The 26,536-nt window shown below is 29.1% G+C and carries 19 protein-coding genes and 1 pseudogene; 15 read left to right on the top strand and 5 right to left on the bottom strand.

The features are described 5' to 3' along the window. The first annotated feature begins 8 nt into the window (after positions 1–8). The 7 genes and pseudogenes from M2214_RS15780 (at position 9) to M2214_RS15755 (ending at position 12,464) form a co-directional block, all read left to right on the top strand. Positions 9–6,407 carry an IPT/TIG domain-containing protein gene (locus M2214_RS15780; protein ID WP_248480929.1) on the top strand — a complete coding sequence of 2,133 codons (6,399 nt, stop codon included), beginning with the start codon at positions 9–11 and terminating at the stop codon, positions 6,405–6,407. Between the two features lie 3 nt (positions 6,408–6,410). After that, positions 6,411–8,027, top strand: a complete 1,617-nt coding sequence (locus M2214_RS15775) for a hypothetical protein (RefSeq protein WP_248480920.1) — start codon at positions 6,411–6,413, stop codon at positions 8,025–8,027. Positions 8,028–8,363: 336 nt separating this feature from the next. Beyond that, entirely contained in the window at positions 8,364–9,827 is a 1,464-nt protein-coding gene (locus tag M2214_RS15770) for an S-layer homology domain-containing protein (protein WP_248480918.1), read from the top strand. Between the two features lie 81 nt (positions 9,828–9,908). Continuing rightward, a pseudogene (locus M2214_RS18470) lies at positions 9,909–10,028 on the top strand (helix-turn-helix domain-containing protein); the annotation flags it as partial. A gap of 150 nt (positions 10,029–10,178) precedes the next feature. Beyond that, positions 10,179–10,451, top strand: a complete 273-nt coding sequence (locus tag M2214_RS15765) for an exodeoxyribonuclease X C-terminal domain-containing protein (protein WP_248480916.1) — start codon at positions 10,179–10,181, stop codon at positions 10,449–10,451. Positions 10,452–11,206: 755 nt separating this feature from the next. Beyond that, the gene (locus M2214_RS15760; protein WP_248480914.1) at positions 11,207–11,761 is read left to right on the top strand and encodes an RNA polymerase sigma factor; all 555 of its coding nucleotides are present in this window, start codon (positions 11,207–11,209) and stop codon (positions 11,759–11,761) included. Further along, positions 11,754–12,464: a DUF4367 domain-containing protein gene (locus M2214_RS15755; protein WP_248480905.1), complete on the top strand. Its 711-nt coding sequence runs from the start codon at positions 11,754–11,756 to the stop codon at positions 12,462–12,464. The genes M2214_RS15760 and M2214_RS15755 overlap by 8 nt, the downstream gene beginning before the upstream one ends. Before the next feature lie 28 nt (positions 12,465–12,492). On the opposite strand, the gene M2214_RS15750 is transcribed toward M2214_RS15755, so the two are convergent. Continuing rightward, positions 12,493–12,954 (bottom strand): DUF6147 family protein, encoded by a 462-nt coding sequence (locus tag M2214_RS15750; protein WP_248480897.1) that lies wholly within the window; start codon positions 12,952–12,954, stop codon positions 12,493–12,495. A gap of 208 nt (positions 12,955–13,162) precedes the next feature. Between M2214_RS15750 and M2214_RS15745 the strand changes: the two genes are divergently transcribed. The 3 genes from M2214_RS15745 to M2214_RS15735 all read left to right on the top strand — a co-directional run bounded on the left by M2214_RS15745 (position 13,163) and on the right by M2214_RS15735 (position 15,254). Continuing rightward, the gene (locus M2214_RS15745) at positions 13,163–13,882 is read left to right on the top strand and encodes a hypothetical protein (protein WP_248480895.1); all 720 of its coding nucleotides are present in this window, start codon (positions 13,163–13,165) and stop codon (positions 13,880–13,882) included. 161 nt (positions 13,883–14,043) lie between these two features. Beyond that, the gene (locus tag M2214_RS15740) at positions 14,044–14,556 is read left to right on the top strand and encodes a hypothetical protein (protein ID WP_248480893.1); all 513 of its coding nucleotides are present in this window, start codon (positions 14,044–14,046) and stop codon (positions 14,554–14,556) included. A 521-nt stretch (positions 14,557–15,077) separates the two neighbouring features. After that, positions 15,078–15,254 (top strand): hypothetical protein, encoded by a 177-nt coding sequence (locus tag M2214_RS15735; RefSeq protein WP_248480891.1) that lies wholly within the window; start codon positions 15,078–15,080, stop codon positions 15,252–15,254. Between the two features lie 174 nt (positions 15,255–15,428). On the opposite strand, the gene M2214_RS15730 is transcribed toward M2214_RS15735, so the two are convergent. Beyond that, positions 15,429–15,686, bottom strand: coding sequence for a hypothetical protein (locus M2214_RS15730; RefSeq protein ID WP_248480889.1), 258 nt, complete (start codon positions 15,684–15,686; stop codon positions 15,429–15,431). A 142-nt stretch (positions 15,687–15,828) separates the two neighbouring features. Between M2214_RS15730 and M2214_RS15725 the strand changes: the two genes are divergently transcribed. After that, positions 15,829–16,461: a hypothetical protein gene (locus M2214_RS15725; RefSeq protein WP_248480887.1), complete on the top strand. Its 633-nt coding sequence runs from the start codon at positions 15,829–15,831 to the stop codon at positions 16,459–16,461. Between the two features lie 334 nt (positions 16,462–16,795). After that, positions 16,796–18,061, top strand: coding sequence for a hypothetical protein (locus M2214_RS15720; protein WP_248480885.1), 1,266 nt, complete (start codon positions 16,796–16,798; stop codon positions 18,059–18,061). Here M2214_RS15720 and M2214_RS15715 read toward each other — a convergent pair. Continuing rightward, the gene (locus M2214_RS15715) at positions 18,027–19,355 is read right to left on the bottom strand and encodes an IS3 family transposase (protein ID WP_248480883.1); all 1,329 of its coding nucleotides are present in this window, start codon (positions 19,353–19,355) and stop codon (positions 18,027–18,029) included. The two genes, M2214_RS15720 and M2214_RS15715, sit on opposite strands and share 35 nt — an antisense overlap. Before the next feature lie 237 nt (positions 19,356–19,592). Between M2214_RS15715 and M2214_RS15710 the strand changes: the two genes are divergently transcribed. The 3 genes from M2214_RS15710 (at position 19,593) to M2214_RS15700 (ending at position 24,053) form a co-directional block, all read left to right on the top strand. Continuing rightward, positions 19,593–21,230 (top strand): bifunctional metallophosphatase/5'-nucleotidase, encoded by a 1,638-nt coding sequence (locus M2214_RS15710; protein ID WP_248480881.1) that lies wholly within the window; start codon positions 19,593–19,595, stop codon positions 21,228–21,230. 72 nt (positions 21,231–21,302) lie between these two features. Further along, positions 21,303–22,214, top strand: a complete 912-nt coding sequence (locus M2214_RS15705) for a hypothetical protein (RefSeq protein WP_248480879.1) — start codon at positions 21,303–21,305, stop codon at positions 22,212–22,214. 429 nt (positions 22,215–22,643) lie between these two features. After that, complete coding sequence (locus tag M2214_RS15700; protein WP_248480877.1) at positions 22,644–24,053, top strand: Na+/H+ antiporter NhaC family protein; 1,410 nt, start codon at positions 22,644–22,646, stop codon at positions 24,051–24,053. A gap of 59 nt (positions 24,054–24,112) precedes the next feature. Here the strand turns inward: M2214_RS15700 and M2214_RS15695 are convergent, their stop codons facing one another. Together M2214_RS15695 and mtnK are read right to left on the bottom strand one after the other, a co-directional pair. Next, positions 24,113–25,273 carry an iron-containing alcohol dehydrogenase gene (locus M2214_RS15695; protein ID WP_248480875.1) on the bottom strand — a complete coding sequence of 387 codons (1,161 nt, stop codon included), beginning with the start codon at positions 25,271–25,273 and terminating at the stop codon, positions 24,113–24,115. Beyond that, positions 25,266–26,504, bottom strand: coding sequence for an S-methyl-5-thioribose kinase (mtnK, locus tag M2214_RS15690; protein WP_248480873.1), 1,239 nt, complete (start codon positions 26,502–26,504; stop codon positions 25,266–25,268). The genes M2214_RS15695 and mtnK overlap by 8 nt, the downstream gene beginning before the upstream one ends. Between the last annotated feature and the right edge of the window lie 32 nt (positions 26,505–26,536).

Genomic DNA, 26,536 nt, shown 5'->3' with positions numbered 1-26,536 from the left:
GGGGGAATATGAAACGTATTAATTGGATTAAAAGAGTTACATCTTTTATTCTTGTGTTTATGATGGCGTTTGGGATGATGCCGTGGCATGATATGAAAATATATGCATATGATTCAGATAAATATTATGTAGATTACATAACTATTACTAAAATTTATGAAGAATATGGATATACTGTTAAACAAACAAGACTTACTGTACATGGAGGATATTTGCAAGGGGTGGCAGTTGGTACTGATACAGATTTTGGATATAAGGAATTTAAAAATGCAGATCCAAATACTGATTCCGTAGTTGAATTTATAGTTGAAGGAGATATAGTAGGAAATAGTATAGATGTTGGAAGTGTATCTATACCTATTGACCAAAGTGGAATACCATCGTTTTCTAATATAAGTAAAAGAAACATAAAAGCTGGTGTTGACACTCTTACTATTAATGGATCTAATTTAGATAAGATAGGGACTCCTGGTTATAGTGCATATTATCAAAATGAAACTCAAGCAGGAGGTCCTACGGATCTTCCGTTAGTACCACCTAATAAGCCTGAAGAAGTAGTAACTGGTCCTTTAAGTGGTACTCCAGGATTCCAAAATATAGTTGTAAAAAAAGAAGAAGATACATATATAAATTTTAATAATAATAATGCTCTAAAAATTACAGATACATCATCTCCTAATGTTGGAAAAAATAGAGTGAAATTAACTATTAGGAATACTTATCCAAAGCAGTTTAGACTTATAAATGAGATAACTGCAACTAATTTAGTTATGAATCCAAACAGAGGAGAGGCAGGTACTTCATCAAAAATAGGGGATGAAGTTATATTCACTGCTGATTCTGGACTTGATAATTATGATGTGTTTTTTCTTAAGAGTTTAAGTAATAAGTTTACTGATTATAACAAGGGTGTAGATACGACATTTAAACCTGATGTAGATGGTAAACAACTATTAAAAACTCATCTACCAAATTATAGAAAAGATGTAATAGAAAATGGAGAATATTATGTTGTAATAACTAATAAAATACCTGAGGGTAAAAATCCAGAAGATTATGTTACAAAGAGCTATGTTCTTCCAGAAATGTTTACAATAATAGATGCTAAGCAAAAGATGAAAGTAGTATCTATATCACCAGATTCAGGACCAGATACTGGATCTAAGGCTGAAATATCTGGGGTATTCTTTGGAACTCTTAACATACCAGATTTAAAATTAAATGAGAATACAATAGATGTTCAGGATCCTGTATCTGGTGATCAGATATTAGATATAACTTATGGTAAAGGTAGTGATGGGGTTTATAAAGGAGGAACTTACAAAGGTGATACTGTTACTTCTGTAACTAGAGAAGTAAAAGTAATTGTAGGGGGTATAGCTACATTTGCTACAAATAAGGCACAAACAGAATATGAGAATAGTTTTACTAATGCACTTGATAAGATAAGTATAATAACACCTCAGGTTACTGATGCTGAAGATGATCCTGTTAAAGATGTTGTTATAGAAACTATTACAACTATAAAAATAGATGGAAAAAGTGATGTTGTTATAAAAGACAGAGCTGAGCTCCTTAAATCGTATACATATATAGCTAGTACAATGACTCCTGTGGTAAACTATATAACACCAGATAAGATACAAGTAGAGAAAATATCTCCAATACAGTATGATTTAAAAGAAGATATGCTAGTTTCGATAGAAGGAAATAGATTTTTAATACATAAGTATACAAAAGATGATGGAACCGAGGTTGTACGATATCCAGTAATTGAAATTGGAAATGATATAAGACTTAATAAAAACAATAATGGGCTAGATTCTAATGAAGACTTATATCTTAAAATATTTGATAGATATGGAAGAGAACTAGACGGAAGTCAAGGAAATGAAATAGGAACTAGAATAATAGTTAAAATACCTAAAGACTCATCTGTAACTAACATAGGTAAGACATTTGTAAAAGTTATAAACCCAGTAAAACATCAAGAGACAGAAGGTCTATCGGCATTGAAAACGGATGCTGTAGAATTTGTAGTGGCAGGTGATAAACCTATTATTAATAGTGTTAAGCCAAATATTGTAACTGTAGACGGTGGAGAAAACGTAGTAATAGAAGGAAATAACTTTGATAGAGGAGTTAAAGTATTTATAGATGGTAAAGAAGTTGGTGGAATTAATCGAGAGGGAGATGGAAAGAAAATAACATTTAAATCTCCTCCTGGAAGAGAGGGAAGTACTCAGATTCAAGTTATGAACCCAAGTGGTGCAATAGCTATATCTGAATTTATATATGTTACAACTTATACAGACCCAAAGATAATTTCTTTTTCTCCTAACAAAGGAAGTAATGGAACTTTAGTTGTTGTAAAGGGAGATAATTTCTTAAAACCACAACCATCTACATCTGATATAGATGGTGCTAATATATTTAAAGTTATTGGAACTAGAATACTTATTGGAGATGAAGATATAAATAGTTACAATAAAGATTCTAACAATAAAATAATACTAAGCGATTATGAATCATTAGATACTAATAAAGTAATATATATGGATAATAATAAGCCAAATATAAGAGATTATTACCAAAGCATTATATTATCAGAAAATGATACTATAAATATGACAGGGAATTCTTTTTATACATTCGATATAAATACTAAGGGTGATATAACTTTATCAAATGGAAAAGATGAAAATTATACAGTTACAAAACAAATTTCTGATGATAAATTTAGAGCTCTATTAGATTCAGGGAAAGAATACGATATAGATGTGTATACTGACAAAATAAAGATAACAGAAACTGGAGATACTTCTAATATAAAAGAGTTACATTTAAAAACTCCATATATTGTACAAGACAATGTTATAACAGGACATAGAGTTAAAGTAATTAATAAAAATGAAATATACTTTACAGTTCCTATGCTGGATGTTGAAAAATGGTACGATCTTACAGTTCAAAATCCGGATACGCAATATGATAAAAGAACAGGTACTCAAGGATTTTATTACTATAAAACTCCAAAGAAAAATCCTACTATAGTAAGTATAGAACCCGACAGAGGCTCGACTGAAGGTGGTTATACAGCGTATATTTATGGTTCTGATTTTGAATCAAATGGAGATATAAAATCTAGGATATTCATAGGCGGAGTGGAAGCAGACCCTAAAGAGGTAGTAATAAGTACAGATAGAAACAAAATAACTATTATAATACCAAAATATCCAGGAAATCTTAAAGAAGAAATAGATGGAGATAGAAAAACAGTTCCAGTTGTAGTTACTAACTCAGATGGAGGTAATTACTCAAAGGAAGATGGATTTACTTATGTTATCCCTACAAGTAATCCTCAAATAACTAAAATACTTCCGAATACAGCTAGTGCTGCTGGCGGAGATAAGATTCAAATATGGGGAACAGATTTTAGATACTTTGAACCATATGAAGATACTAATGGAAATGCTGCATATGATAAAGCGGAAACGTATGAAGATGCTAATAGTAATGGACAGTATGATGAAGGCGAAAATTATGAAGATACCAATAGTAATGGACGTTATGATTATGGTGAAAAATACCAGGACTTAAATGGTAATGATAAATGGGATAACCTTGAAAATAAAGATGAGTATGAGGCATTAAAGACTGAATATGAAAATCTAGATCCTGACATGAGTGAAGAAGAAAGAGCATCTAAAGATTATAGAAATATACTTCCTAAAATATATTTTGGAAAAAACACAGCTGAGATAGTAGATTTTTCTGATGGATATATATCTGTGGAAGTTCCTGTGGGAGAAAAGGGAGATGTAGATGTATATGTACTTAATAATGATTTTGGAACGTCAAATAAAGTTAATTTCACATATAAATCATCATCACCTGTAATAACTAAGGTAGTGCCTAACATAGGTAAGAAAAAAGGTGAAGATAATATAGAAATACATGGTAGTGAGTTTAATAGTACTAAGATAAAAGTACTTACACAATTAGATGTATCAAAAGCTGAAGAAAAGGAAATGCCTGTAGTTAGATTTGGAGATATAAATGATGTGAATATATCTAATATTTCTATAGATGCTGGAAAATTAAATGCTGGTACAATAATTGGAACTACAGGAAATACTCAGGTTGGAGATCTTGAGGTCCAATATGATTCATCTGATAAAAACAATAAAAAGATAAATTTAACTGCTAGAGTAAATGATAAAGACTATACAGCTCAAATAATAAATTACAATGATGAAGAAATATATGTATCTCTTAGAGACGTATTAGTTCATAACGATGGTTCAGGAATTGAAAAATATCCAGGATATGAACTTGTAAAGATAAAAATAGATGCATATGCTAGAAGAATTATAGTTGAGAGAGGATATTCTCCAGAAACTAATCTTTTGAATAGTGGACAAGTAGAAGTTAAAACTCCTTCTTATTACACAATAGGAAAAGTTCCTGTAACTATAATAAATCCAGATAAAGGTGAAGCAAGTGGAGAATTCGAATACAAAAATCCAGATAGTTTCCCTAAGATTACTGAGATAACTAGAGATGGTCAACCTTCTGTACCTGATAATATCAATGGAAAAGACGTTAAAGTAGTTAAAGTAAACTATAAAGGCGGAAGTATAATAAGTGTAATAGGATCTGATTTTAGAGAGAATGCAAAGATATCTATAGGAGATGTAATGGAAATTGATTATGCTAATATAACTCCAACTCTTCCTAATAAGCTTACATTTAAAATAGATGCTGTAGATGAAAGTGAAGTAGGAAAGCTTCATAAAGTAGTAGTTCAAAATGAAGATGGAGCATTTGCAAGTTCTGATGAACCAACAATACCTATATATATAATGTTCACAAAAGGAGAAACTTCTCCAAAGATAGATTCGATAACTCCAGATAAAGGTCTATCAAAAGGAGGAGACAAGGTAGTTATAAAAGGTCTTGATTTTAGAAAGACGATGGAAGGATATGAACCTAAGAAAATAGCTGTATACTTTGGAGAAAAAAAGGTTCCTGAAGAAGATATTACGTTTATAGATTATAAAACTATAGAAGTAATAACTCCTAAATATGATCCAAAAACTGTAGATGTTAAGATAGAAAATCCTGATGGAGAAATTTCAAATTCTGTTGAATATACATATTTGAGTGATCCTGATATAACTCAAATAGTAGATGCAAAGGATAATTCTATAAATATATCTACAATATTCGTAGATGGAGGACAAGAAATACAGATAAAAGGAAATGACTTCATGTCTGGAGCAAGAGTTGTATTTAGTCCTGTTCTTAAAGAGGCTACAGCTTCTGATACAGATACAATAACTATAGATGGAAAGAACTATGTTTTAGTATCTGGAACTGATGGTGATGTTGAGTTTATAGACTCTCAGAATCTAAAAGTTACAACTCCTCCTGGAAAACTAGGAACTAAAGGTGTTATGATAGTAAATCCAGATAAAGCTGGAAGTAATATATATGATGTTGTTTATGTAATAGATCAAATAGACGCACCAACAGGTGTAAACGCAGAGCTTATATACGATAAGTATATAAAAATAAATTGGAATGAAGTAAAGGATGCAACATCTTATGAAATATATGCAGTAGAGGATGATAAGGAAATGTACCTTGTTGGAACTACTGACTTAACTACATTTATATACAGAGATGTAAAACCAAAGACTGACTATAGATTCATAATAAAGGCTATAGGAGAATTTGGATTATCAAAAGGATCATCAAAAAGTAATGAAGTAACTACTAAATCAGGTTCAGGATATGATGATAAGGATGGAGAAATAAACGAAAAAACAGTTATAAATAGATCAGGCGATACAGTAAATGTACTTATTGGAACAGATGATTATGATGAGAAGGAAACTGTTATAGATCTTACAAAAGGAGAATATGCAGGAGCAAAAGAAGTAGTTATAAGCATACCAGCAAGGGTTGCTACGAGCTATTTAGCAAAGGATATAAGAGTAATTTTAAGTGATATGTATGTAAAGTTTAATCCTACTGCATTTAATGTATCAAAGCTTTATGAAGCTAAAGATAAAGATAAATCAGGGGTTAAGTTTAAAATAGGAATTAATCAAAAGAATGACTCAACTTCTTTATCTAATGAGTATGAGTTAAAGGCTGATGTATTCATTGGAGCAGATAATACTAGTATAGATTATCTAAAAAACAATATGGAGATATCTCTTGATTTTGACTCTGCAAAAGCGGATCTTAGAAGAATGAGAAATATATCTCTTAGAAGATACGATGAATACAAAAGTGAATGGACTTATGTAAAGCAGAGAATGGACAATTATTCTACTTCTATTAACTCTCCAGTAAATAGACTTGGAAGATATTCAATTATAGGTAGTAGGAGGTAGATTATGAGAAGAATATTATCTTTAACAATTATATTTGTGTTAAGCTTTTGCACATTGGTTCACGCAGATCAATTCTCTCCGTATATAGATAAGTATATAGAGGGTTATATAAAGGATGTATTAGATGGAACAGTTCAAATTGAAGAGTACGATGGTACTCTTCATACATTGAACTTTACAGATGATGTAGTATATATAATAGACAACAGAGATGCAACTCTTATAGATTTTAAACCTGGAATGGAAGTGTATGCTACTCTTAGAGGAAGGAAAATAGATTACATAGAGAGTTATTCAACTCAAAATACAGGATATATACCTAAGGGTTCTAAGATGAGAAGTGGATCTATTCAAAAAATAGACAGAAACCAAATAACTTTAAAGTATATAACTGGAGATGAAGAAATATTTTACACAACACCAGCAACACAGGTAACTAAGAATGGACAAATTACATCTTTAAATACTTTATATGTAGGAGATAAGGTAAGATTTTTATTTGATACAATAGATTCAAATACAGTAAATAAGATAGACATAAATGATAAATACACCAGCATAAAGAGTTTATATAAAGCTGTAATGAAATCAACTGATGATATATCAGAAAATATAACACTTTTTAATGTACAAACTTTAAAAAATGGCAAATGGGAAAAAGTAAATAATTACACTACTGTTCCTTACAATAACGAAGTTCCTGTATACTCAAATGGATCTAAAATAGAATACAGCGATTTAAAATATTACACAGGAAAAACTGTTTATTTAGTTGTAAAAGACTTTTTTGGAACAGAAAAAATAGAGAGAATGGTTGTAAAGGATTCTTATGAATACAATTTTTCAGATAAAATAGAAGATATAAATTTCTATAGCGATAAATTCGAGCTTGCAAATAAAAAAAATATATCTCTTAATGATGGAACTATAATAATAAAGAATTCAAGGCTTGTAGATAAATACTCTATAAATTCAAAGTCAGATGCATTCATAGTAGCTGAAGGAAGAAATAATTCTTTATCAGCAGATGTAGTTTATATATACAATGAAGATATTAATAATTCTAATATAGGTCAAAACTATATATATACTTCAAAACTTGAGGAGATAGATATTTACTCAGTTAAAATAGATAATTTTAATGTTTTAAATGAAAATGAATGGGAATCGTTTGATTCTGAAAAAGATTTATATTATGATGAAGATACGTATATATACGATTTAATAAATGATAAGAAGCTTACAATAAATGAATTTTCATCGCTAGATGCAGATCATAAAAACTATTATGGATATATATATACTGACGGAGATAGAATAAGTTCTATTTATGTAAATGACAAGATGGACTCTCTATCTAGACAAAGAACTACTATAGGTATGGTTGAATCTCTTGAAAATAATTCTAAGATAGGATGGTCTATAAAGATCCAAGATGCAAAAGATTGGAGCGAAAGAAAAGAATCTTGGATGTTAAAGAAAGTATCTATAAATGTAAGCATAGATAAGAGTGTAATTATTAAGGATGGAAAACATATAAACTATGAGGATATACAAGTTGGAGATAGGGTCTATATGGTTAGGGATGATTTATACTCTAAAGTGCTTATAGTTAAGTAACCTCTTGTGCTTAATGCATGAAATTTAAAATTTATATTAAATTCTCGCTACGGCAAATTATAGTTTCCTTATTAAGAACATAATAAGGAGGAAACAATATATTTGAAACGAGCTCTAATTTAATATAAATTCCAAATTTCTGGTGAGTACTAATAGGCAGAATTAGAGAGTTATATTAAATTTCCGCTAAGACAAATTATAGTTTCCTTATCAAGAACATATAAGGAGGAAACAATATATTTGGAACGAGTTCCAATTTAATATAAATTCCAAATTTATGGTTAGCGGATTAGAGTATAAAAATTTAGAGAGTATAAGATTGAAAGGAGGAGAAGAATGAGAAGATTTTTGGCATTTATATTTGTTACGGCCATGGTGCTTAGTCCTATGAATATTTGGGCTGCTCCTCCTGGATTTTCAGGTGGTGTTAATAATGAGTATGAGTATGAAGAAGTTGTTTTTATAAGTGGAGAGCCTATTGTTGTAAAGGGTGAGATAAAGGTTTCTGAGAGAATTAAGGACACTGAAAAGAGCGTTAGTTATTCTTTTAAGCTTGAGAATAAAGATAAGGATGCGAAGCTTAGTAGGAAGATTAAGGTTGAGACTCTTCTTGATAAAAGGGATGATAAGGGTCAGACTATAGAGCAAAGTTCTATAACCGGATATAGTGAGAAGGTTACAATAGGTGAGGATAAGTATGAACTTGAGGATTTTCAATTGTCAAAGTCTGATGTTATAGATAATAGACCCGCATCTGATTTTTATAATGGAAATATGCAGGGAAGAAAGTATTATAAGGTTAATAAAGATCAAGGTGAGGTTATAATAGATATTTCTGGGCAAGATGTAGGGTATAAAAACTTCTGGGGAAATAGTGAAACTCAGATTATAAATTATTCTATAAGAAATATAAAACCAGATGATTCAGATGGATCTTGGGAAGGTCATATTAAAGCATCTGTATCAGATAGTACAACTAAGGTTTTAAAGTACTCTGATAATGAAGCTAATTTTTCAAGCTTTAATGGGGGGCATATGAGGGTTACTAATGAGCAGATGGTATCTAGATATGAGTATGATCTTCCAGAGATTGATAATGGAGAAATAGATGACGATGAAAGAGATAAAGGAACAGTAAAGCTTAATAAAACTATGGTTCCGAAACTTGAAAGACTTATAGTTCCTAAATTTAGAGATTTAGGTGGGCATTGGGCTCAAAGTTATATAGAGAAGCTGTATTCTCTTGATGTATTTGATGAGAATGGTGAGTTTTTCTCTCCTGATCTACCTATGAACAGAATGGAATTTACTAAAGGTGTTATAAGGGCGTGTGATATAAGGACTTACATAGAAGAACCTAAGAGAAGATCCAGAAGGGAACCGCCTGAAGAAAGTGTATTTGAAGATTTAGATACTAAAGATGATGATTATAAGTATGTAAAAAGTGGATATGAAAAAGGAATAATACACGGTGAGAATAATAAATTCAAGCCAAATAATAATCTTACAAGAGCTCAAGCTATAACTATATTTGTAAGAGCTTTAGGATTTGAGAATAAGGCACCAACACCAGGATATTATACTAGTTTTTCTGATGATAGGGAAATACCTTATTGGGCGAAAGATAGTATATACATGGCAAAAGAAATAGGTCTTATCCAAGGAGATAAATTCAACAAGGTAAATCCAAACAAGGTTATGTCAAGAGCTGAAGCATCTGCAATGCTTGTTAGGTTCTTGGAATTTTTAGAAAGGGATTTACAAAGAGATTATAGAGAAAATATAATATATTTCAATTAGATAGTGTTTTGAAGTATTGTGTTTAAGTAAAAAGGTCATAGCCAACAGTTCAATGAGCAGGGGTTAACTAATAGAGAAAAAGAAAAGATAGAGAAAATAAAAAAAGTAAAAGAATTATATAATCAAGGATTAAAACAAATAGAAATAGCTAAAGAACTAGGAATTGCAAAGGGTACAGTAAGTAAATATATAAAATTATAAAAAAGTTTCCTGAAATATCCGTCTTATAATGATAAGAATGAAATAGCGACAGCTAATGATAATAACGTAGTTGAGATAAAGGACAGTGTTATCAATAGGAATCAACAAAAGAAACTATTTGCCATAGCATCACATGAAAAAATACATGAAGTGATAGAAGATATGGGCTATAGCTCAATAAAAGACATAAGAATATCAGACTTTAAAAGAATAGTTGATACATTAGAGAAAGAGAATATAAGCAAGAATCAGGACCTAATAAATCAAGTACCTAATATAATCATTCCTTTCGGAAAATACAAAGGAAAAAGCTTTAAAGACATTATTCAGGATAAACAATATATAGAGTATTTATATAAAAATACTAAGAATCAAAATATTAAAGAAGCTAGTGCAGTTGCACTTCAAATATACAAAGCCTAGAGAATAGCTCTCTAGGCTTTAATTATGCTTATATACAAGCGACAAGTTGTCGCTAATTAATTTAGTCGATTGAAAACCAAAATCGCCACAGACAAGCTTCTATAAGCTAAAAAGCACAGCCTAAAGGCTATAATTTGAGAACACTCCTCGTATTAGCGATTTCTTCTGACGAAGTGGAGATTATGCAAAGAAATTTTGACCCTATTATTTATCTCTAGAGTAAAAAATTTGTTTGAATAATCGGAGTGTAGGAAGATGACACTAGGGTGCGAGGGATATTGAGATAACTTGAAAAATAAATTTGGCCTGCGAGAGCAGGCCAACAATAGCGATAGCTATATCTATAGTGAAGTTTGCTATATGTGAAATTTAGATTTTATATAATGCTGTTATTAGGCTAGTGTTAAGCTAAGTAATCTTTGATTAGGAGGCGCTTTATACTTGCCATGGCTATTTAGTACACCAAATATACTAGGCTAATTTGAGTCATGCGAAGATATGAGTATGACTTATATTAGCCTTATTGGAGTAGATCGTTTGAGAGAAAAAGAATTTTTAGTTATTTTGATATTAAGATGAAGGTAAAATGAAACTTTTTTAGATTGTATTGGTCTATATATATAAAGAGGTATCTATTTTATGTAAAGTAAAACTTTTGGAGGGTTTTTATTTCTTCTATATTATGGTAAATTAAGAATATTGTTGTTAAATATTAAATATTGTGGAAAATAATATTCTAAACAGGAGGTCTCAAATTGGCGGTACTAAAAAGTAGCAATAAATCCAAAAGTTTAAGTAAAGATCAAAAGCATATTTTGTATAAAACCTATTATAAAGATGTTTTTAAAACGATTTATTATTTTACAAAGGATAAAGAAGTTTCTAAAGAACTAACTAATGAAGCATATATTAAAGCTTTTGAAAAGTATGACAATCTAGATGAGATAGATAAGTTTAAGCCATGGATATGTAGGATAGGACTTAATATAGCTAAGAATTATGTTAATAGAAACAATAGGATAACTTTAGTAGATGATAATGAAAAATTAAATTTGATATCTGAAAATATGGAAGATGAGGTAATAGATAAAATAAACAAAAAACATATTAGACAAAAAGTTAGAAACACTATATCAGAATTAGATGTAAAATATAAAGAAGTTATCTTTATGAGGTATTATAATGAATTATCGTATAATGATATTTCTGAAAAGCTAGATTTAAATGTGAATACGGTCAAATCTAGAGTAAATAGGGCAAAAGAAAAACTATATAATCTACTTAAGATGGAAGGTGATTATAATGAATAAAGAAGATAGAATGGATGATTTGATAAAAGAAATTTTAAAAGAAGATGTAGAAGACGTACAGATTTCAAACAGTGAAATTGAATTTGAATGGAGAAAACTACAAGGATTAGAAAAAAGCAAAAAAGAAAATAAGAAAAGTTATAAGAGAATAGCCTCAATAGCAGCTATAATAACTATTTCTTTAATGATGATAAACTCTTTTTCATCAACTCAATCATATTCATGGAAAATTTTTAAGACAAAGGATATAGATGAAAAAACAGAAGGAAGTATAAGCATAGAAGAACAATCTTCTTCACAAGAATTAAAAGAATATGACGAAACTGATGATTCATCTATTGAAATAAATAATATTGAAGAAGCTAGTAATTTTATAGATTTTGATTTTAGAGAATTACCTTATAAATTAGAAGAGGCAATGGTTGAGAACGAGTATACAATTATACTAAATTATGTCAATGAAAAAGGAAATATTGAATTTATTCAGAATTTAGAAGGTGATGAATCGAGTGAAGTAATAACCGTAGCTAAAGATTCTACTATAGAATTCTTTAAAATAAGAAATACAGATTATACATTAATTAATATAAATAATAGAAAGTTTAAAATCATGTGGTCTTCTTTTGGAGTAAAATATTGTATAACTACAAATTATTCTATATCAAAAGAAGAAGCTATAAATATTATAAAATCATTGAAATAAGAGTAAATTAAAAGGGGCTGAGCCCCTTTTAATTTACTCTTATTGTTTTTGTAGTATTTCTTTCGGTTTCTTTTGAAGAACCTTCTTTTAATTCATGATAAGACTGAGCTCTATATTTTCCGGATGGAACAGTATAAGACTCTGAGCATCTTATAGAATCTGAATTTCTTTCATTTTCTGATATTGTATAAATATTTTTCCATCTTCTTGATTTTTCATCATATTTTTGAACATAAATTACAATAGATACATTGTCCACATCATCATAAGCTTCTGTATGTCCACTCACTACTAATTTTCCGTTTTTGTAATAAAAATTTATTTTACAATCTGTTGAAGCAAGATAATCAGCCGATCTTTTAGAACGATTAATTCGAGTATTTCCTAATTCAATGTCATTACGTTCAGAGCTAATCTCTTCTCCAAAACTTACTAAAGTAAATGATAAAAAACAAATACTACATAAAAGCATTGCAACTAATTTTTTCATAATAAAATCCTCCTTAATTTCTCTTTCTACAAATAAAGACAAATTAAAACGGAAAAAGTTTCAAAAAAATATAAAAAAGTTGAAACTTTTTTGAATTTCATTTGTCTTTATTTCTGTAAAGGATATTTTATTAAGTATTTAAATGGCCATTTGAAACTGAAGATATCTATATTATTTTTACTATACAAATAATGGAGGAGTTGAAATTATGTTTAATAAGTTAAAACAATTTATAGCAACGTTATTAACACTTATAATGCTTTTTGTTCCAACTGCTAATGTATTTGCAAATACTTATGATGTTAATCCATCTAATAATGAAGAAGTAAATATTCATTTAGAAAATATTGATGAAATGGAATATATTCCTCAAGAGTTTTTTGATCCTAATCATCCAGATGCAATAAAAGATCCAGAAGTTATAGCTAAGTTTGAAAAGATGTTAGAAAAAATAGAAGAAGATTCTAAGCCAAGAAGAAGTAAAAGAAGTATTTCAGGAGGAGCAGCAATAATAGCTGTGTATGAGATTCCGGGTATAGGAGAAGTAGCTTTATTGGCTACTGGTGCAATTATAGTAGGTGGGGCTCTCTACAAAGCAGGATCATGGCTGTATGAAAAAGTTGCAAATTATTTAGGAACTAAAACAATGAGAGAAGGAAAGAATTGGACTCATGGAGGAAGTGAGAAGGAAATACTAGAAAAAGTAGGTGGAAAAAGAGGAACAGAAAAAGGAGATTGCGAAGTTAACCGACGCGATGGAACTAGAAAGTATAAAGTTAGAGGTAAGAAAACAAATAAACATATAGGAGATATTCATTATAAACAACCAGTTAAGGGTAATCCAAAGCAAAAAGAACCTCCTCATTATCATGATAATGCTAATAGATTAGGTAAAGGTTCAAGCCATCATTGGTATTGGGATTATTAAAAAAATATTGATTTCAAAAATCTTATAAATATCTATTTATAAGATTTTTGTTTATAATTATAAGTAAATATAGGCAATTGAAATAAATTATAAATCCTATAATAATTTCTATTAATATCTAAAATATCTATTATATTATTAAGCAAAGGCGGTTTTTAATCATGTTATCTAATACAATTTCTATCAAAATAGATAAACTTTTTAACCTTAAGAACTTTTCAAGATTTGTTAAGGCTTTTTCTATAAATAAAAAATTAGTTTTTGGAATCTATGGAAACTTAGAATATCATATTGATGATTATCATGATTTTGATGTTGAATCATTTATATTAAAAGTAAATCAAAATCATTTTAAAGCTTTGAAACTAGATAAAGAAGAAATTCTTCGCCTTAAAAATGAAACATGTCAAAAGCTTGATTTTTCAGAAGACACATTCTATATTGTAGATGATGTAGATGATATAGAGAAGTTTATGAAACTAGACCATTTCTGTTTTGCATGTCTTATTATAGAAGATAAGAAAGTTACTCACTCGTTTTATTATATGGAAGATGATGATGATATGGCAGTTGTTGTAGATTATGATATCAAATCAAATTTCGAACAATTTTTATTTGATTATAGTAAAAAATACGAAATCCCAATAGTTATTGAAAAAATTGATAAAATGTAATTTATTTTTACACTTTCTAAAAATAGATAAAATACCTGTCAAGCTTAAACACTAACAGGACTACACGCAACTGACTCCTTATAGGAGTCTTTTTACTCTATATAATGTACGATATTAGATAAGAAGGTAATCATTTTGAATAGGGTATATTATGAAAGATATCATAGCAAAACAAATCCATCAATAAAGTCATGAAATTAGGCTAGTGTTAAGCTGAGTAATCTTTGATTAGGAGAGGCTTAAGACTAGCCTTGGTTATAGCTATAGAGACACTTTAATTAATCATACACTAGGCTAATTTTAGGCTGACGAGCTTTGCGAGGAGATGCCTAATTAGCCTGATTGAGGTAGTCGCTTTATCCACCAAACTAATATTTATATATGACATGGCAAAATAATTTCCTTTCGAAGCTGAGACTAAGGTTTTTTTATAAAAAGCCATGGCACAAATTTTCATATTTGTAAGACGAAAAATGAAAGTTAGGGAAGCTATTGAGCAGGACTTAAGGTTTAATTAGAATATGGAGAAGCAAGACCCCAAAGGCTATGAGTACATATTTTATGTACCATATAAAGACGCTGATGATTTAGAAAAAACAGTTTATGATGTAATCGGTGAAATGAATACGGAAGCTGATATTAGAAATTGCTTTACTGAATGTGATGTTAGATGTGATGAATTAGGGCTTAGTTGGTAAGGAGCCATGGCAACAGCTCACGCAAAAATAAATAGGAATAGACTGAAAATCCCATTCACCCTATTCCTATTTATTTTAAACAAGTAACCCAGCAAGACTTGAATTAACATTTCCTTCGTCTCTCAAGCAATATTAATCCAAGACTTGCTTAGTATAGCTCTAAGACCAAAGTTCCTATGTATTCAAAGCATTTCTATTTAATTGGCCGCTATCGCGGTCCTCTAATTCATCTAACACTTTTGAAATCTCTTCATTTCCTAATAGCAATTTAATTTCCAAGTGCAAATATTTATATCCTTGAATTTTATTCAATAAAGCTTTCTTTTTATCTATTGATAAGTAATCTTTATAATTTGATAACGTATCTTCTAATTTGTCTATAGAAAAATTTAAAGATTCCGATGTTGTTTTCAACTGATTATTCTTAAACATAAATACTTCCTCCTTTAAATACTTTTCCTTCTAACTTTTGACCAATAAGTATTTTTTAATAAGTAGAAAGTATATATTCTTTATCATATAATAGAGTTACAAAAGTAATACTTTAGAAACACTTAGTTAGGGGGGATTGAAGTTGGATAGAAAAGAGTTTGATAAACTTGATATTTTAGAACAAATTGATTATTTTAATCAAAAATTAAAAGAAGTATCATCTATAAGTAAAATATGTGAAAGTATTGGAATACCAAGTTCAACTGTAAGAGATAGATTCAAAAGAGCAGGTTTTAAATATGAGCAAAATAAAAAGTGTTACCAAAGTAATACTAATGAAACACTGTCGAAGAGTGATAAAAGTAATACTTTAGTAACACCTAATGAAAGAACTAAAAATACTAAGAATATTATATCACAAGAAAATAACTATAACACTGAAAATACAAAGTTAATACAAGCAAATGACTTAAAGCAAATATCAGATATAATGAACTTTAAAAATGATATATTGGAGCTTATAGATTTAAAGCAAGAAATTAAAAATACAATAGAAGCAGTTAAGAAATATGAATTTGAAAGTAATGTAATAGACATTCCTGAACTTAAAATAGATTTTTCTAAAATGGAAGGATCAATTAAAAACAGATCATTTAAGGTATATGAGGGTGTACTTGAGAAGTTTTTAAAGTTTGCTAAGAAGAATAGTAACTTTAAACAACAAGATCTTTTGGCTCAGGCTATGGTTGAATTTGTAGAAAGATATGATAGATAACGATTAAATTTTATTAGAAATGACAAAATAAAGGATTTTTTTAGTAGTTTATTGTATAATTAATATAATATTATTTGTAAAAAGTTAAATATAATGAGTTATAGATAAATAAAAATAAAAAAGAAGTTCCTTCAAGGTTTGGCGGCCTAGGAACTTCTTCCAAGCAAGAACTCATAAAATGAGTCTTTAATAACTTTATCATGAACATTTTTAATTTTATTGATAAAATTATTATATATTATTATAGACATATATGCAACAATATATGTATTGTGTAAATAATAAAAGATTGATTTTATGAGTTCGCCTAATGAATATGAGGGGAACTTTTTTTATGCAAGCACTACGAAAGAGTAATCATATAAATAGAGAATTTAGTGATAATGAAATAAAAGAAATTCAAAAATTTTTAAGGCATATGTTAGTTGGAGTTAAACTAGAGCAGTATATAAAAATATTTAATTACATAGATTATTATTCAAATCCTATATATGCATATAGAAGTTTTACAGTAAAAGAATTATTAAGTTTTAAAAGACTTAAACAAATACTTAATGAAGGTCAATTCGAACCTGTAAACTTGTTTTACAGTGTAAATACATATAAATCTTATGAAAATAGCTCTGATAGCAATATAGGACAGATAACTAATATATTGATAGATATAGATTATAAGAAATCATATTTTAATAAATTAACTAAGGATGAGTTTATTAAAATGATGGAATATGAATACTTTGGAACAATAATTCCTTGCCCATCTGCAATAATCTATACAGGGAACAACTTTCATATTACATATAAAATAAAATATCCAGTTAATGCAACTGATAAAGCAAAGGCATTAGCTAAAAGGATACAAAAAGAAATATCCAATAAGCTAAGTGATTTCAATGCTGATAAATCAGTAAACTTAACTACTTCAACGAGATTTTTATATACATACAACTCAAAGACTATGAATATGGTTACAGCTAAAGTTTATGAGGACAAGTTATATGAGCTTAGAGATCTACAACAATGGATGCCAGAACTACCTAACTGGTATGATAAGTGGAAAAATCAAAAGAAGAAAAATAAAGGCAAGAAGAAAGTACATAATGTTTTTAATTTGTATAATTTACTTCAAACAAGACTTGGAGATCTAGAGAAGATACAGGAGCTTAGGGACTATAGCTGCCATGGGTATCGTGAGCTAATATGCTTTTTATATAGAAACTTTGCTATTCAGAGTTTATTAATAGGTGATAGTCCTGAAGATGCGGCAAAACAAGCTGAAAGAATGATGCTTGAGTTTAATTCAAGGTTTAAAAGACTACTTATAGAGAAAAATGCTGAGAGTAAGACCAGGAATGTAGAGAGAAAGCAATATAATTTCAAGAATGAAACAATAATTACTATGCTTAATATAAAGGATCATGAACAAAGGGAACTCAAAACAATAATAGATGATAATGAGTATATGAGAAGACAAAGAGCGTATGATGAAAAAAGAAAAGAAGAAAGAAAAAAAGCACGTAGAAATGTAAAATGGTACCTATGTCAAGGACACATAAAAAAAATAACTAAGCTGCAAGAAGATGATTTCTATATTGAATAGGAGTCATCTTTTTTAAATTCCATTGATAACGATAGTTATTGTAATAAGTTATGTAATGATTGGTTTTGAATTTAACTTCGTCTAAAGTATTACATGAATTATAATCGACTTCGTCTTTTAAATGACCAAAAAAAGATTCCTGCGGAGCATTATCCCAACAATTTCCCCTTCTTGACATAGATTGACCTAATTTATATTTCTTCAAAAGTGCTTGAAAACGTGGACTAGTATAATGACTTCCTTGATCTGAATGAACAAATGAAGTTTCATGTAAAAGTGATTTTTTCTTTTTCGTTAACTTAGTTATGGTAGTTGTAGCAATATCTAGGGTAATTCTATCTGATACATGATATGCTAAAATTTCATTCGTTGAACTGTCTTTTACAGTTGATAGATAAGCTCTTTGAGATTTTCCGTATGATAAATAGGTTATATCTGTTAATAAAACCTTACCAGGAATGTTTTGTTTAAATTCTCTATTCAATTTATTAGGAACTACAGTATGTTCTCTTGTAGCTTTTGCTATTTTCTTATAAGGATTAGATTTTCTATGAGGGCATACTATGTTGAATTTTCTCATGATTCTTTGAATTCTTTTTCTGCTATACTTTATATTAAATTTATTTTCTAAAATCATTTTTATAGAGCGAGACCCTTTCTTATATCCACGTCTATTAAATGCTTTTAATATGATTTTTTGTATTTCAACATCAGAACTTTCTCTTTCTTTTCTTTTAGCGATAGACTTTAAAAAGCTGTAATAGCCAGAACGAGAAACCTCTAAGAGTTTGCAAAAATATCGAGTTAAATTTTTGTAATTATATTTTTGAATTACATCATAAATCATTTGAAAAATATCACTTTTTTGTACTTTTTGTTTTCTATTTATCAACATCCTTTCTTTCTGATCGAGCTTTTTTAGTAAAGCGATTTGAGCCTCCAGTAATTCAATTTTAGATTTTTGAGTTTGTATAATTTCATCTTTGGAAAGTGTACGTTTTAAAGTTCTTCCAGAAGAAATTTTTCTACTATCATTGAGTCCGATAATACCATTTTTTTCATAAGCTTTTTTCCATCTTGATGTACAATTTTGGATTCTACGATCACCTAATATATCTATATCGAAGTTATTTTCTTGAAAAATTTGTTTTGGAAACTTACCAGCAAGGTATTCTTCAATAAATTTAATTTTAAAATCATCAGTGTATGTTATAGCTAAAGCGCTAACGCGTTTTACATTTGGATTTTTTTTCAATATTTTAATATCTTTTTCTGAAAATGTTTTTTTACTCACGATATAACCTCCAATACTTATTTCATTATACAAAAAAATACCTATAGAATAAGCACTTTTTTTAAGAGTCTTATCTATAGGTACCATTTTAGTTGGATATGACCTTTTTAAATATTTCAAAATAATATAATGTCAATAATTAATATATTTCCGGGGAAATAGTAAAACAATATACAATTTTCAACTTATATGTTATTATGCTGTATGAAATGTAAATTTTAACTAGGAGGGTTTTTTATGAAACCTTTTTATAGAAGATCTAATGCTAATGAAAAGGAGAAAATTAATATAACTATACTAGGTACTTCTGATGTTCATGGTAGATTTATGCCTTGGTATTATGCTTCTGATACAGAGAATAAGTCTGGAAGTTTAACTCAAATATATAGTGCTGTCGAGGAATTTAAAAAAGAAAATCCTAATACTATATTAGTTGATTGTGGAGATTCTATTCAGGATAACTTCGTAGAAACATTTAATAGATATGATGAAAATCCTATAGTTATAAGTATGAATGAGATGGGTTATGATACTTGGATAATGGGGAATCATGAGTTTAATTTCGGAACTGAAATTTTAGATAAAATAATATCTAAGTTCAAAGGAACTGCTCTTGCAGGGAATGTTTATAAAGAAGATGGCTTGAGATATCTAGAAGGATACAAGATAATTGAAAAAGATGGAGTAAGAGTGGGTATCATAGGTATGACTACTCCTATGATAGTTGAGTTTGAAAAGGACAGTGATCGTTTAAAAGGTTTAGTTGTTAAGCAGCCGATTGATGAAACTAAAAAGATAATAGATGAACTTAAAGGAAAAGTTGATGTTTTAGTTGGAGTTATGCATATGGGAGAAAAGAATGAAAATAATATTCCAGGAACAGGTGTTATTGATGTGGCTAATGTTTGTCCAGAACTGGATGTTATAATAGCAGGTCATATGCATAAGAATGTAAGTAGTAATATTATAAATGGAGTTTTAATTACGGAGCCATATAAATATGGTATGAATATATCAAAGGTTGATTTAACCTTTGAAAAAGATGATGATAAATTTATATTAGTAGATAAAAAATCTGAAACTATAGATGTTAAGAATTATCCTTCTAATAAATATTTAGAGAAAAAATTAGAATACTTTCATAATATACTTAGAAAAAATGTTAATGAAGTTATAGGTCAGCTGAAAGGAATGAATATGGTTGAAGAGGATGAGATAAAAGGTATCCCGACTGTTCAAATTCAGCCTACACCTCTTGTTAATTTTTTTCATGAGGTTCAGCTTTATTATAGTAAGGCTGATGTTGTATCAATAAGTATAGATAATGATAAGGCTAGACTTGATATAGGAGATATTAAGAAAAAGGATATAGCTTATAATTATCAGTATACTGGTGGAGAAGTTACTGTTTATGAAGTCACAGGTAAGGATTTAAAGGATTATATGGAATGGGCAGCAGGTTATTTTAATACTTTAAAAGAAGGTGACGTTACAATTAGTTTTAATCCTAAGAGAAGAGCTTCAAAGTATAGTACTAATGATATCTTTGGTGGAGTCACATATAAGATAGATTTAACTAAGGAAATGGGAAATAGAATAGTAGATTTAAAATTAGAAAATGGAACTACTAATATAGAGAATGATACTAAGTTAAAGTTGGGTATGAACTCTTATAGAATGGCCAGCTTAATAAGAGAAGGAGGAGCATTAGAAGGAAGAAGCTTTTCTATCCTTTGGAATTCAAAAACTGCTTTTGGGAAAAAAGAAGGACTTATAAGAAATCTTTGTATAAAATATATTAAGGAAGTTAAAAATGGAGTACTTGAGCCTAAATTAAATAATAATTGGGAGATAATAGGTTTAGATAAAAGATAAAAATAAGCATGTCCATTTATATATTCAAATTTCATATATAGATATAAGAGATATATAAATGGAGGGTTTGCTATGAGAAATTTGCCGCTTATACCTTATGATACTTTAAGAACTTTAATAAATGGAAGCTTTACATCTAAGCAGATAGATTATTTTATTAACTTATGCAGGATATGTAATAGCAACGGGGTAATAAAAGAAAAGAGTATGAACTCTGTTATAAATAAGATAGATATTTATACATCTTCTAGAGCTACTGGATATAGAGCTATTAATAGATTCATAGATAATAATCTTTTATTTATAAATGAAGAAGGAGATATAGAGATAAAAGGATATAAAGAAGGATTTAAGAAAGGTTCTAAGGGAATTGTAGTTATTCCTATGTTCTGCTTCAGCATGGAATTTAAAAAACTTTCTAAGATAGAGAAAAGAATAGCTCTTTATTTGATTGGTCAGATTAGAAAGCTTAATAAGATAAAGTATTTTACAGTTAATATAAATAAGATGGTTGATTTATTCGGTATCTGCTTTTCTTATATTCATAGTGCTTTTGATAATATTAAGACTTTCTTTTATTTTTCTTTTTTTCACAATCAAACTGTATGCAGGGCAAATTATAAACATGAATATCTTTTAAGTGAATTTATATTAGAAGATATGACTACAGATTTTAAAGAAAATCATGAACATAGTGAAAAAGGAGAAGAGATAATAAGTCTTATATATTCTAAGGATATAGACAAGCTTCTTTTAGATAGAAAAAAATCTTTATATATAGAAGAGTTGAATAAATATATTGTAAGCAAAAAAGAAGTAGATGTAGAGAATAATATAAATATTATATTAAATAATCTTTATAAATACAGCTATAAAGAAATAGTACATATACTAGATTTACTTGCATCTAAGTTAAGGCAGTTCTCAGATCCAATAATGCATTTTAATGCTTATTTAAAAACTTTAATTGAAGAGAGTATATGAATTTATACCCATGTTATTTTCAAAAACATGGGTATTTTTTATGCAGAAAAATAATAAACAATGTTTGTCCCAAAAATTCAAATACAAACACGATATCAACATTATTGTGTATCATTATTTAAGTTATCAACATAATTTTGTTTTAATATTAGAATTATCAAATAATTTTGTTTTGTTTTTCTAGTTATACACAGGAATTTGTACTATTTTTATATTTTGATAGTTACCTAACCTTTACTATTACTACTTTATAAGTATGTGTATAGACTTTAGATTGTTATACTTTTTTGATTAATATATTTATGTTATTTATAGTTTTGAAAGAATATATAAGCATTATCAGGATCAAAAATTAAAACGAACTCATATATATATAACAGCATATACTGTATATATGGCATCAAAAATAAGTTGTAAAGGGGGAGAACTATGTTCAATAACAAGAAGCTTGAGTTTTATGGTGGGGAATGGATGTCTTTTATACCGTTCATAGTATTTATAGTTCTTATTGTTATGACTACATTTGTAGCTGGTTCTATTTCTAATGGAGCACTTTGGATTCCTGCATTTATGGCGCTTATTTTAGCATTTTTCTTTGCAAAGGATAAAAAACTTTATAGTGAAGTAATTATTAATGGTATGGCTAGTAAAGAAGCAATCATTCCTGTAGTATGTTGGATATTTGCTGGTGTTTTTTCTAGAATTCTTAGAGAATCAGGTCTTGCATCTGGTATTGCAGGTATGTCAGCATCACTTGGTATTAAAGGTACATTTTTTATAGTGGTATCATTTATTTCTTCAGCTGTATTTGCAACTGCATCAGGTACTGGATTTGGTACTATTGCAGCAGGTATGGGAGTTTTATATCCTGCAGGTATAGCATTAGGTGCACATCCAGCGTTATTAGCAGGTTCTATTGTATCAGGTGCTGCTTTTGGAGATAACTTAGCACCTGTTTCTGATACTACAATTTGTTCTGCTACATCACAAGGAGTAGATGTTCCTGGAGTTGTAAAGTCTAGACTTAAATATGCACTTACTGCGGCTGTTATAACACTAATAGGTATTATAATATATGGAATGAGTTATAGTGGGAAAGTAGCTTCTGTAGGAACTATTGAGTATAATTCTATGACACTTTGGATGTTAGTACCTGTTGCTATTACGATATGGATTGCAATAAAATCAGGTGATATTATTATAGCAACTACTATAGGTACTGTACTGGCAAGTATTACAGCAGTAATGTGTGGATTAATAGATTTTATTCAGATAGATCCAGGTCAAGAGGTAACTAAAAAGGCTTTATTTAGAGTTGTAGGTTCAGGTCTTGATAGAACTGTTGATGGTGTTATTTATACTGGTATAAATAGTATGATTCAAGTTGTTATGTTGGCAATATTATTGTTTGGATCTATAGCAATTATGAGAGCTGGCCATGGCGATATAAAGCTACTTGAATCTCTTGGTAAAATCGCTAAAGGAGCAAAGGGAGCAGAGTTGTCTATTATGCTTATGACAATAGTTCTATCTGCTTTAATGGGATTAAATGCACCGGCTATACTTGCTGTTGGAGCATCATTTGCAAAACCTCTTTCAAGAAAGCATGGTATTAGTCCATATAGAACAGCGAATCTTCTTGATGCAACTTCGTGTACATTGGTTTATTCACTGCCGTGGACACCAGCTATTATTTACACTATAGGGTTTACAAGAGATAGTATTCATCCGTTAGCTGCAATGGAAGTAACACCGTTTGTATTCTATGCATTTGCAATGTTAGCTGTTATGCTTGTAAGTGTTGCTCTAGGTATTGGTAGAAACGATAATATGAAATAGAAACTATATTTTAGATATAAAAAGCCCCAAGAGATATATCTCTTGGGGTTTATTTTAATTTACCTTGCCATTTCTAATATTTTAATTACATCTTCTTCATATATCTTAACAAATCTTCCTACAGGGCCTGAAGATGTGCATTTCTTGGCCATTTCACTGAATTTATCACAAGGAATATTTTCATCTTGTAATTTTGTAGGTATATCTATATCCTTTAAAAAATCTTCGAATTTTTGAATTCCAATGAGAGCTATTTCTTCTTGTGTTTTATTATGATCAATACCGAATACTTGCTTTGCAAATCTAGAGAATCTCTCAATGTTTTCTTTATATACATATCTCATCCATGCTGGAAGTATTATTGATAAAGTTATTCCGTGTGTTGTTCCGTATAGAGCTGTTATTTCGTGACCTATTCTATGGCTAGCCCAATCTTCTTCTCTTCCAAGGCCGAGTATTCCGCTATGAGCCATGGTTCCACTTAGCATTATTTCAGCTCTTGCGCAGTAGTCATTAGGATCATTTAATAGTTTATATGCATTGTTTATTACTGTTCTCATTGTAGCTTCACATAGAGTATCTGTAAGTTCAACATCTTTAGTATTAGTAAAGTATCTTTCCATAACGTGAGATAGTATATCTACTATACCAGCAAATGTCTGTTTTCTCGGTAGCGTTAATGTAAGTTCTGGGTTTAATACTGCAAATTTAGGTCTTAGAAGATCGTTTTCTAGACCTTGTTTTTGAAGTGTATCCTCATTAGTTATTATTGTAGCTGAGCTGCTCTCACTTCCTGTTGCAGGGATTGTTAGTATTACACCTATTGGCATAGCTTTTTTTACTTCTATGTCTTTAGTGAATAAATCCCATACATCTCCTTCGTAGTATATTCCAGCGGCTATTGCTTTTGATGAGTCTATAACGCTTCCGCCTCCTACAGCTAGTATAAAGTCTATATTATTATCTTTGCAAAGATTTATACCTTCTTTTACTAGAGATAGCTTTGGGTTTGGTGTTACTCCTGAAAGTTCAATTATATCTATATTGTTATTTTTTAATATATCTATTACTTGATCATATAGACCTGATTTTTTTATACTGTCTCTACCGTAGTGAAGAAGTACTTTCTTTACTGTTTTAGGAATATGATCTTTTATTTTTGAGATAGAGTCTTTTCCAAAGATTAATTCTGTTGGATTATAATAATAGAAACTATTCATTACATGCCTCCTTGATATAATGGTGGACTGTAGTATTAAATATATTCACGTATTGATCTCCTGATTTGATAGAATCTCTATTAGTTATAAATAATTTAGCTGCTAGTATTAATATTCTTTCAGCATGGATTCTTTCATCTATATCTTTTATATCTGTAATATCTGCAACTTTTGAATCTCCAACGACTCTTCTTATTATTTCAAGTCCTGCTGTTCCAGCTGTATCAGATAGGATAGTGTCTAAATACCAATTCATATAATATTCTTCTTTTGCCATTACATCTGTTACTGATTCTTTGTATAGTGTTATAAATTTTTGCTTGAATAAAGATATTATGTCTTTTATAGTATTTGAAATCCATGAAGTGAATTTTTCTACATCATCGTTATGATTAGTAACGATATTATTTGCCCATGCGAAGAATAGATTTCCGATTACGTTTCCAAGATCATATCCAATAGGTCCGTAGAAAGCAAATTCTGGATCTAATATTTTGGTAGAACCTTGATTTACAAATATTGATCCTGAGTGTAAATCTCCATGTATTAGAGCTTGAGCGTTGTTCATAAAGTTGTTTTTAAGCTTGCCAACTTCAAGTATTAATTCTTTATCTTCATATAGTTCTTTTTTTACGAAGTCTATATTTTCTTCTAATATTATGTTTCTTCCTTTATAGTCTATATATGGCTCTGTGAATACTAGATCTTCTGATATTTTACAAAGTTCTTTATTGATGAATTTTTTTACGTTATCTTTCTTATTAGCTGAATTCATTACTAGGTCTGTAGTAGGTAAGAGTGTATTAACTATGAATGTCGTTATATGATCTGCTAGTTTTGGGAATGTCTTTCTTTTTAAAAGTTCTTTTCTTAGGTTTATGTGATCAGATATGTCCTCCATTGATAGAGTACACATTATAGGGTCGTATTTATATACTTTTGGAACCAATCCTGGAGCTAGATCTGATTGAAGCATTAAAACTTCAGCTTCAATTCTATTTCTATCTATATCTAGAGGATTTCCTGAAGATCTAATAACTACATCAGCATGTTTTATTATTACTGATTTTTTTGTATCTATATCCCATACTTTAAATACATAGTTTATATTTCCATCTCCAATTTCTTCTGCTTCGAGATTGGCATTTTCGTCGAATATATCCAGCTTTTCTTTTGCATATAGTACAGCATCTTCTATATTCATTCTAAAATGTGAGTTAAATCTAGACAATGTATTCACCCCTTAAGTTTCGCTTTATCTAT

The organism is Tepidibacter aestuarii (assembly GCF_934924865.1).
Taxonomy (GTDB): Bacteria; Bacillota; Clostridia; order Peptostreptococcales; family Peptostreptococcaceae; genus Tepidibacter_A; species Tepidibacter_A aestuarii.
Note: the sequence above shows the minus strand (reverse complement) of the source record. Positions and strands in the feature narration are given on the sequence as shown.

Bases quoted from the DNA above. Each gene is read 5' to 3' on its own strand.
- M2214_RS15710 (WP_248480881.1), top strand. From the start codon at position 19,593: ATGAAACCTTTTTATAGAAGATCTAATGCTAATGAAAAGGAGAAAATT.
- M2214_RS15705 (WP_248480879.1), top strand. From the start codon at position 21,303: ATGAGAAATTTGCCGCTTATACCTTATGATACTTTAAGAACTTTAATA.
- M2214_RS15730 (WP_248480889.1), bottom strand. From the start codon at position 15,686: ATGTTTAAGAATAATCAGTTGAAAACAACATCGGAATCTTTAAATTTT.
- M2214_RS15735 (WP_248480891.1), top strand. From the start codon at position 15,078: ATGGAGAAGCAAGACCCCAAAGGCTATGAGTACATATTTTATGTACCA.
- M2214_RS15750 (WP_248480897.1), bottom strand. From the start codon at position 12,954: ATGAAAAAATTAGTTGCAATGCTTTTATGTAGTATTTGTTTTTTATCA.
- M2214_RS15695 (WP_248480875.1), bottom strand. From the start codon at position 25,273: ATGAATAGTTTCTATTATTATAATCCAACAGAATTAATCTTTGGAAAA.
- M2214_RS15700 (WP_248480877.1), top strand. From the start codon at position 22,644: ATGTTCAATAACAAGAAGCTTGAGTTTTATGGTGGGGAATGGATGTCT.
- M2214_RS15770 (WP_248480918.1), top strand. From the start codon at position 8,364: ATGAGAAGATTTTTGGCATTTATATTTGTTACGGCCATGGTGCTTAGT.
- M2214_RS15780 (WP_248480929.1), top strand. From the start codon at position 9: ATGAAACGTATTAATTGGATTAAAAGAGTTACATCTTTTATTCTTGTG.
- M2214_RS15740 (WP_248480893.1), top strand. From the start codon at position 14,044: ATGTTATCTAATACAATTTCTATCAAAATAGATAAACTTTTTAACCTT.
- M2214_RS15755 (WP_248480905.1), top strand. From the start codon at position 11,754: ATGAATAAAGAAGATAGAATGGATGATTTGATAAAAGAAATTTTAAAA.
- M2214_RS15720 (WP_248480885.1), top strand. From the start codon at position 16,796: ATGCAAGCACTACGAAAGAGTAATCATATAAATAGAGAATTTAGTGAT.
- M2214_RS15775 (WP_248480920.1), top strand. From the start codon at position 6,411: ATGAGAAGAATATTATCTTTAACAATTATATTTGTGTTAAGCTTTTGC.
- M2214_RS15745 (WP_248480895.1), top strand. From the start codon at position 13,163: ATGTTTAATAAGTTAAAACAATTTATAGCAACGTTATTAACACTTATA.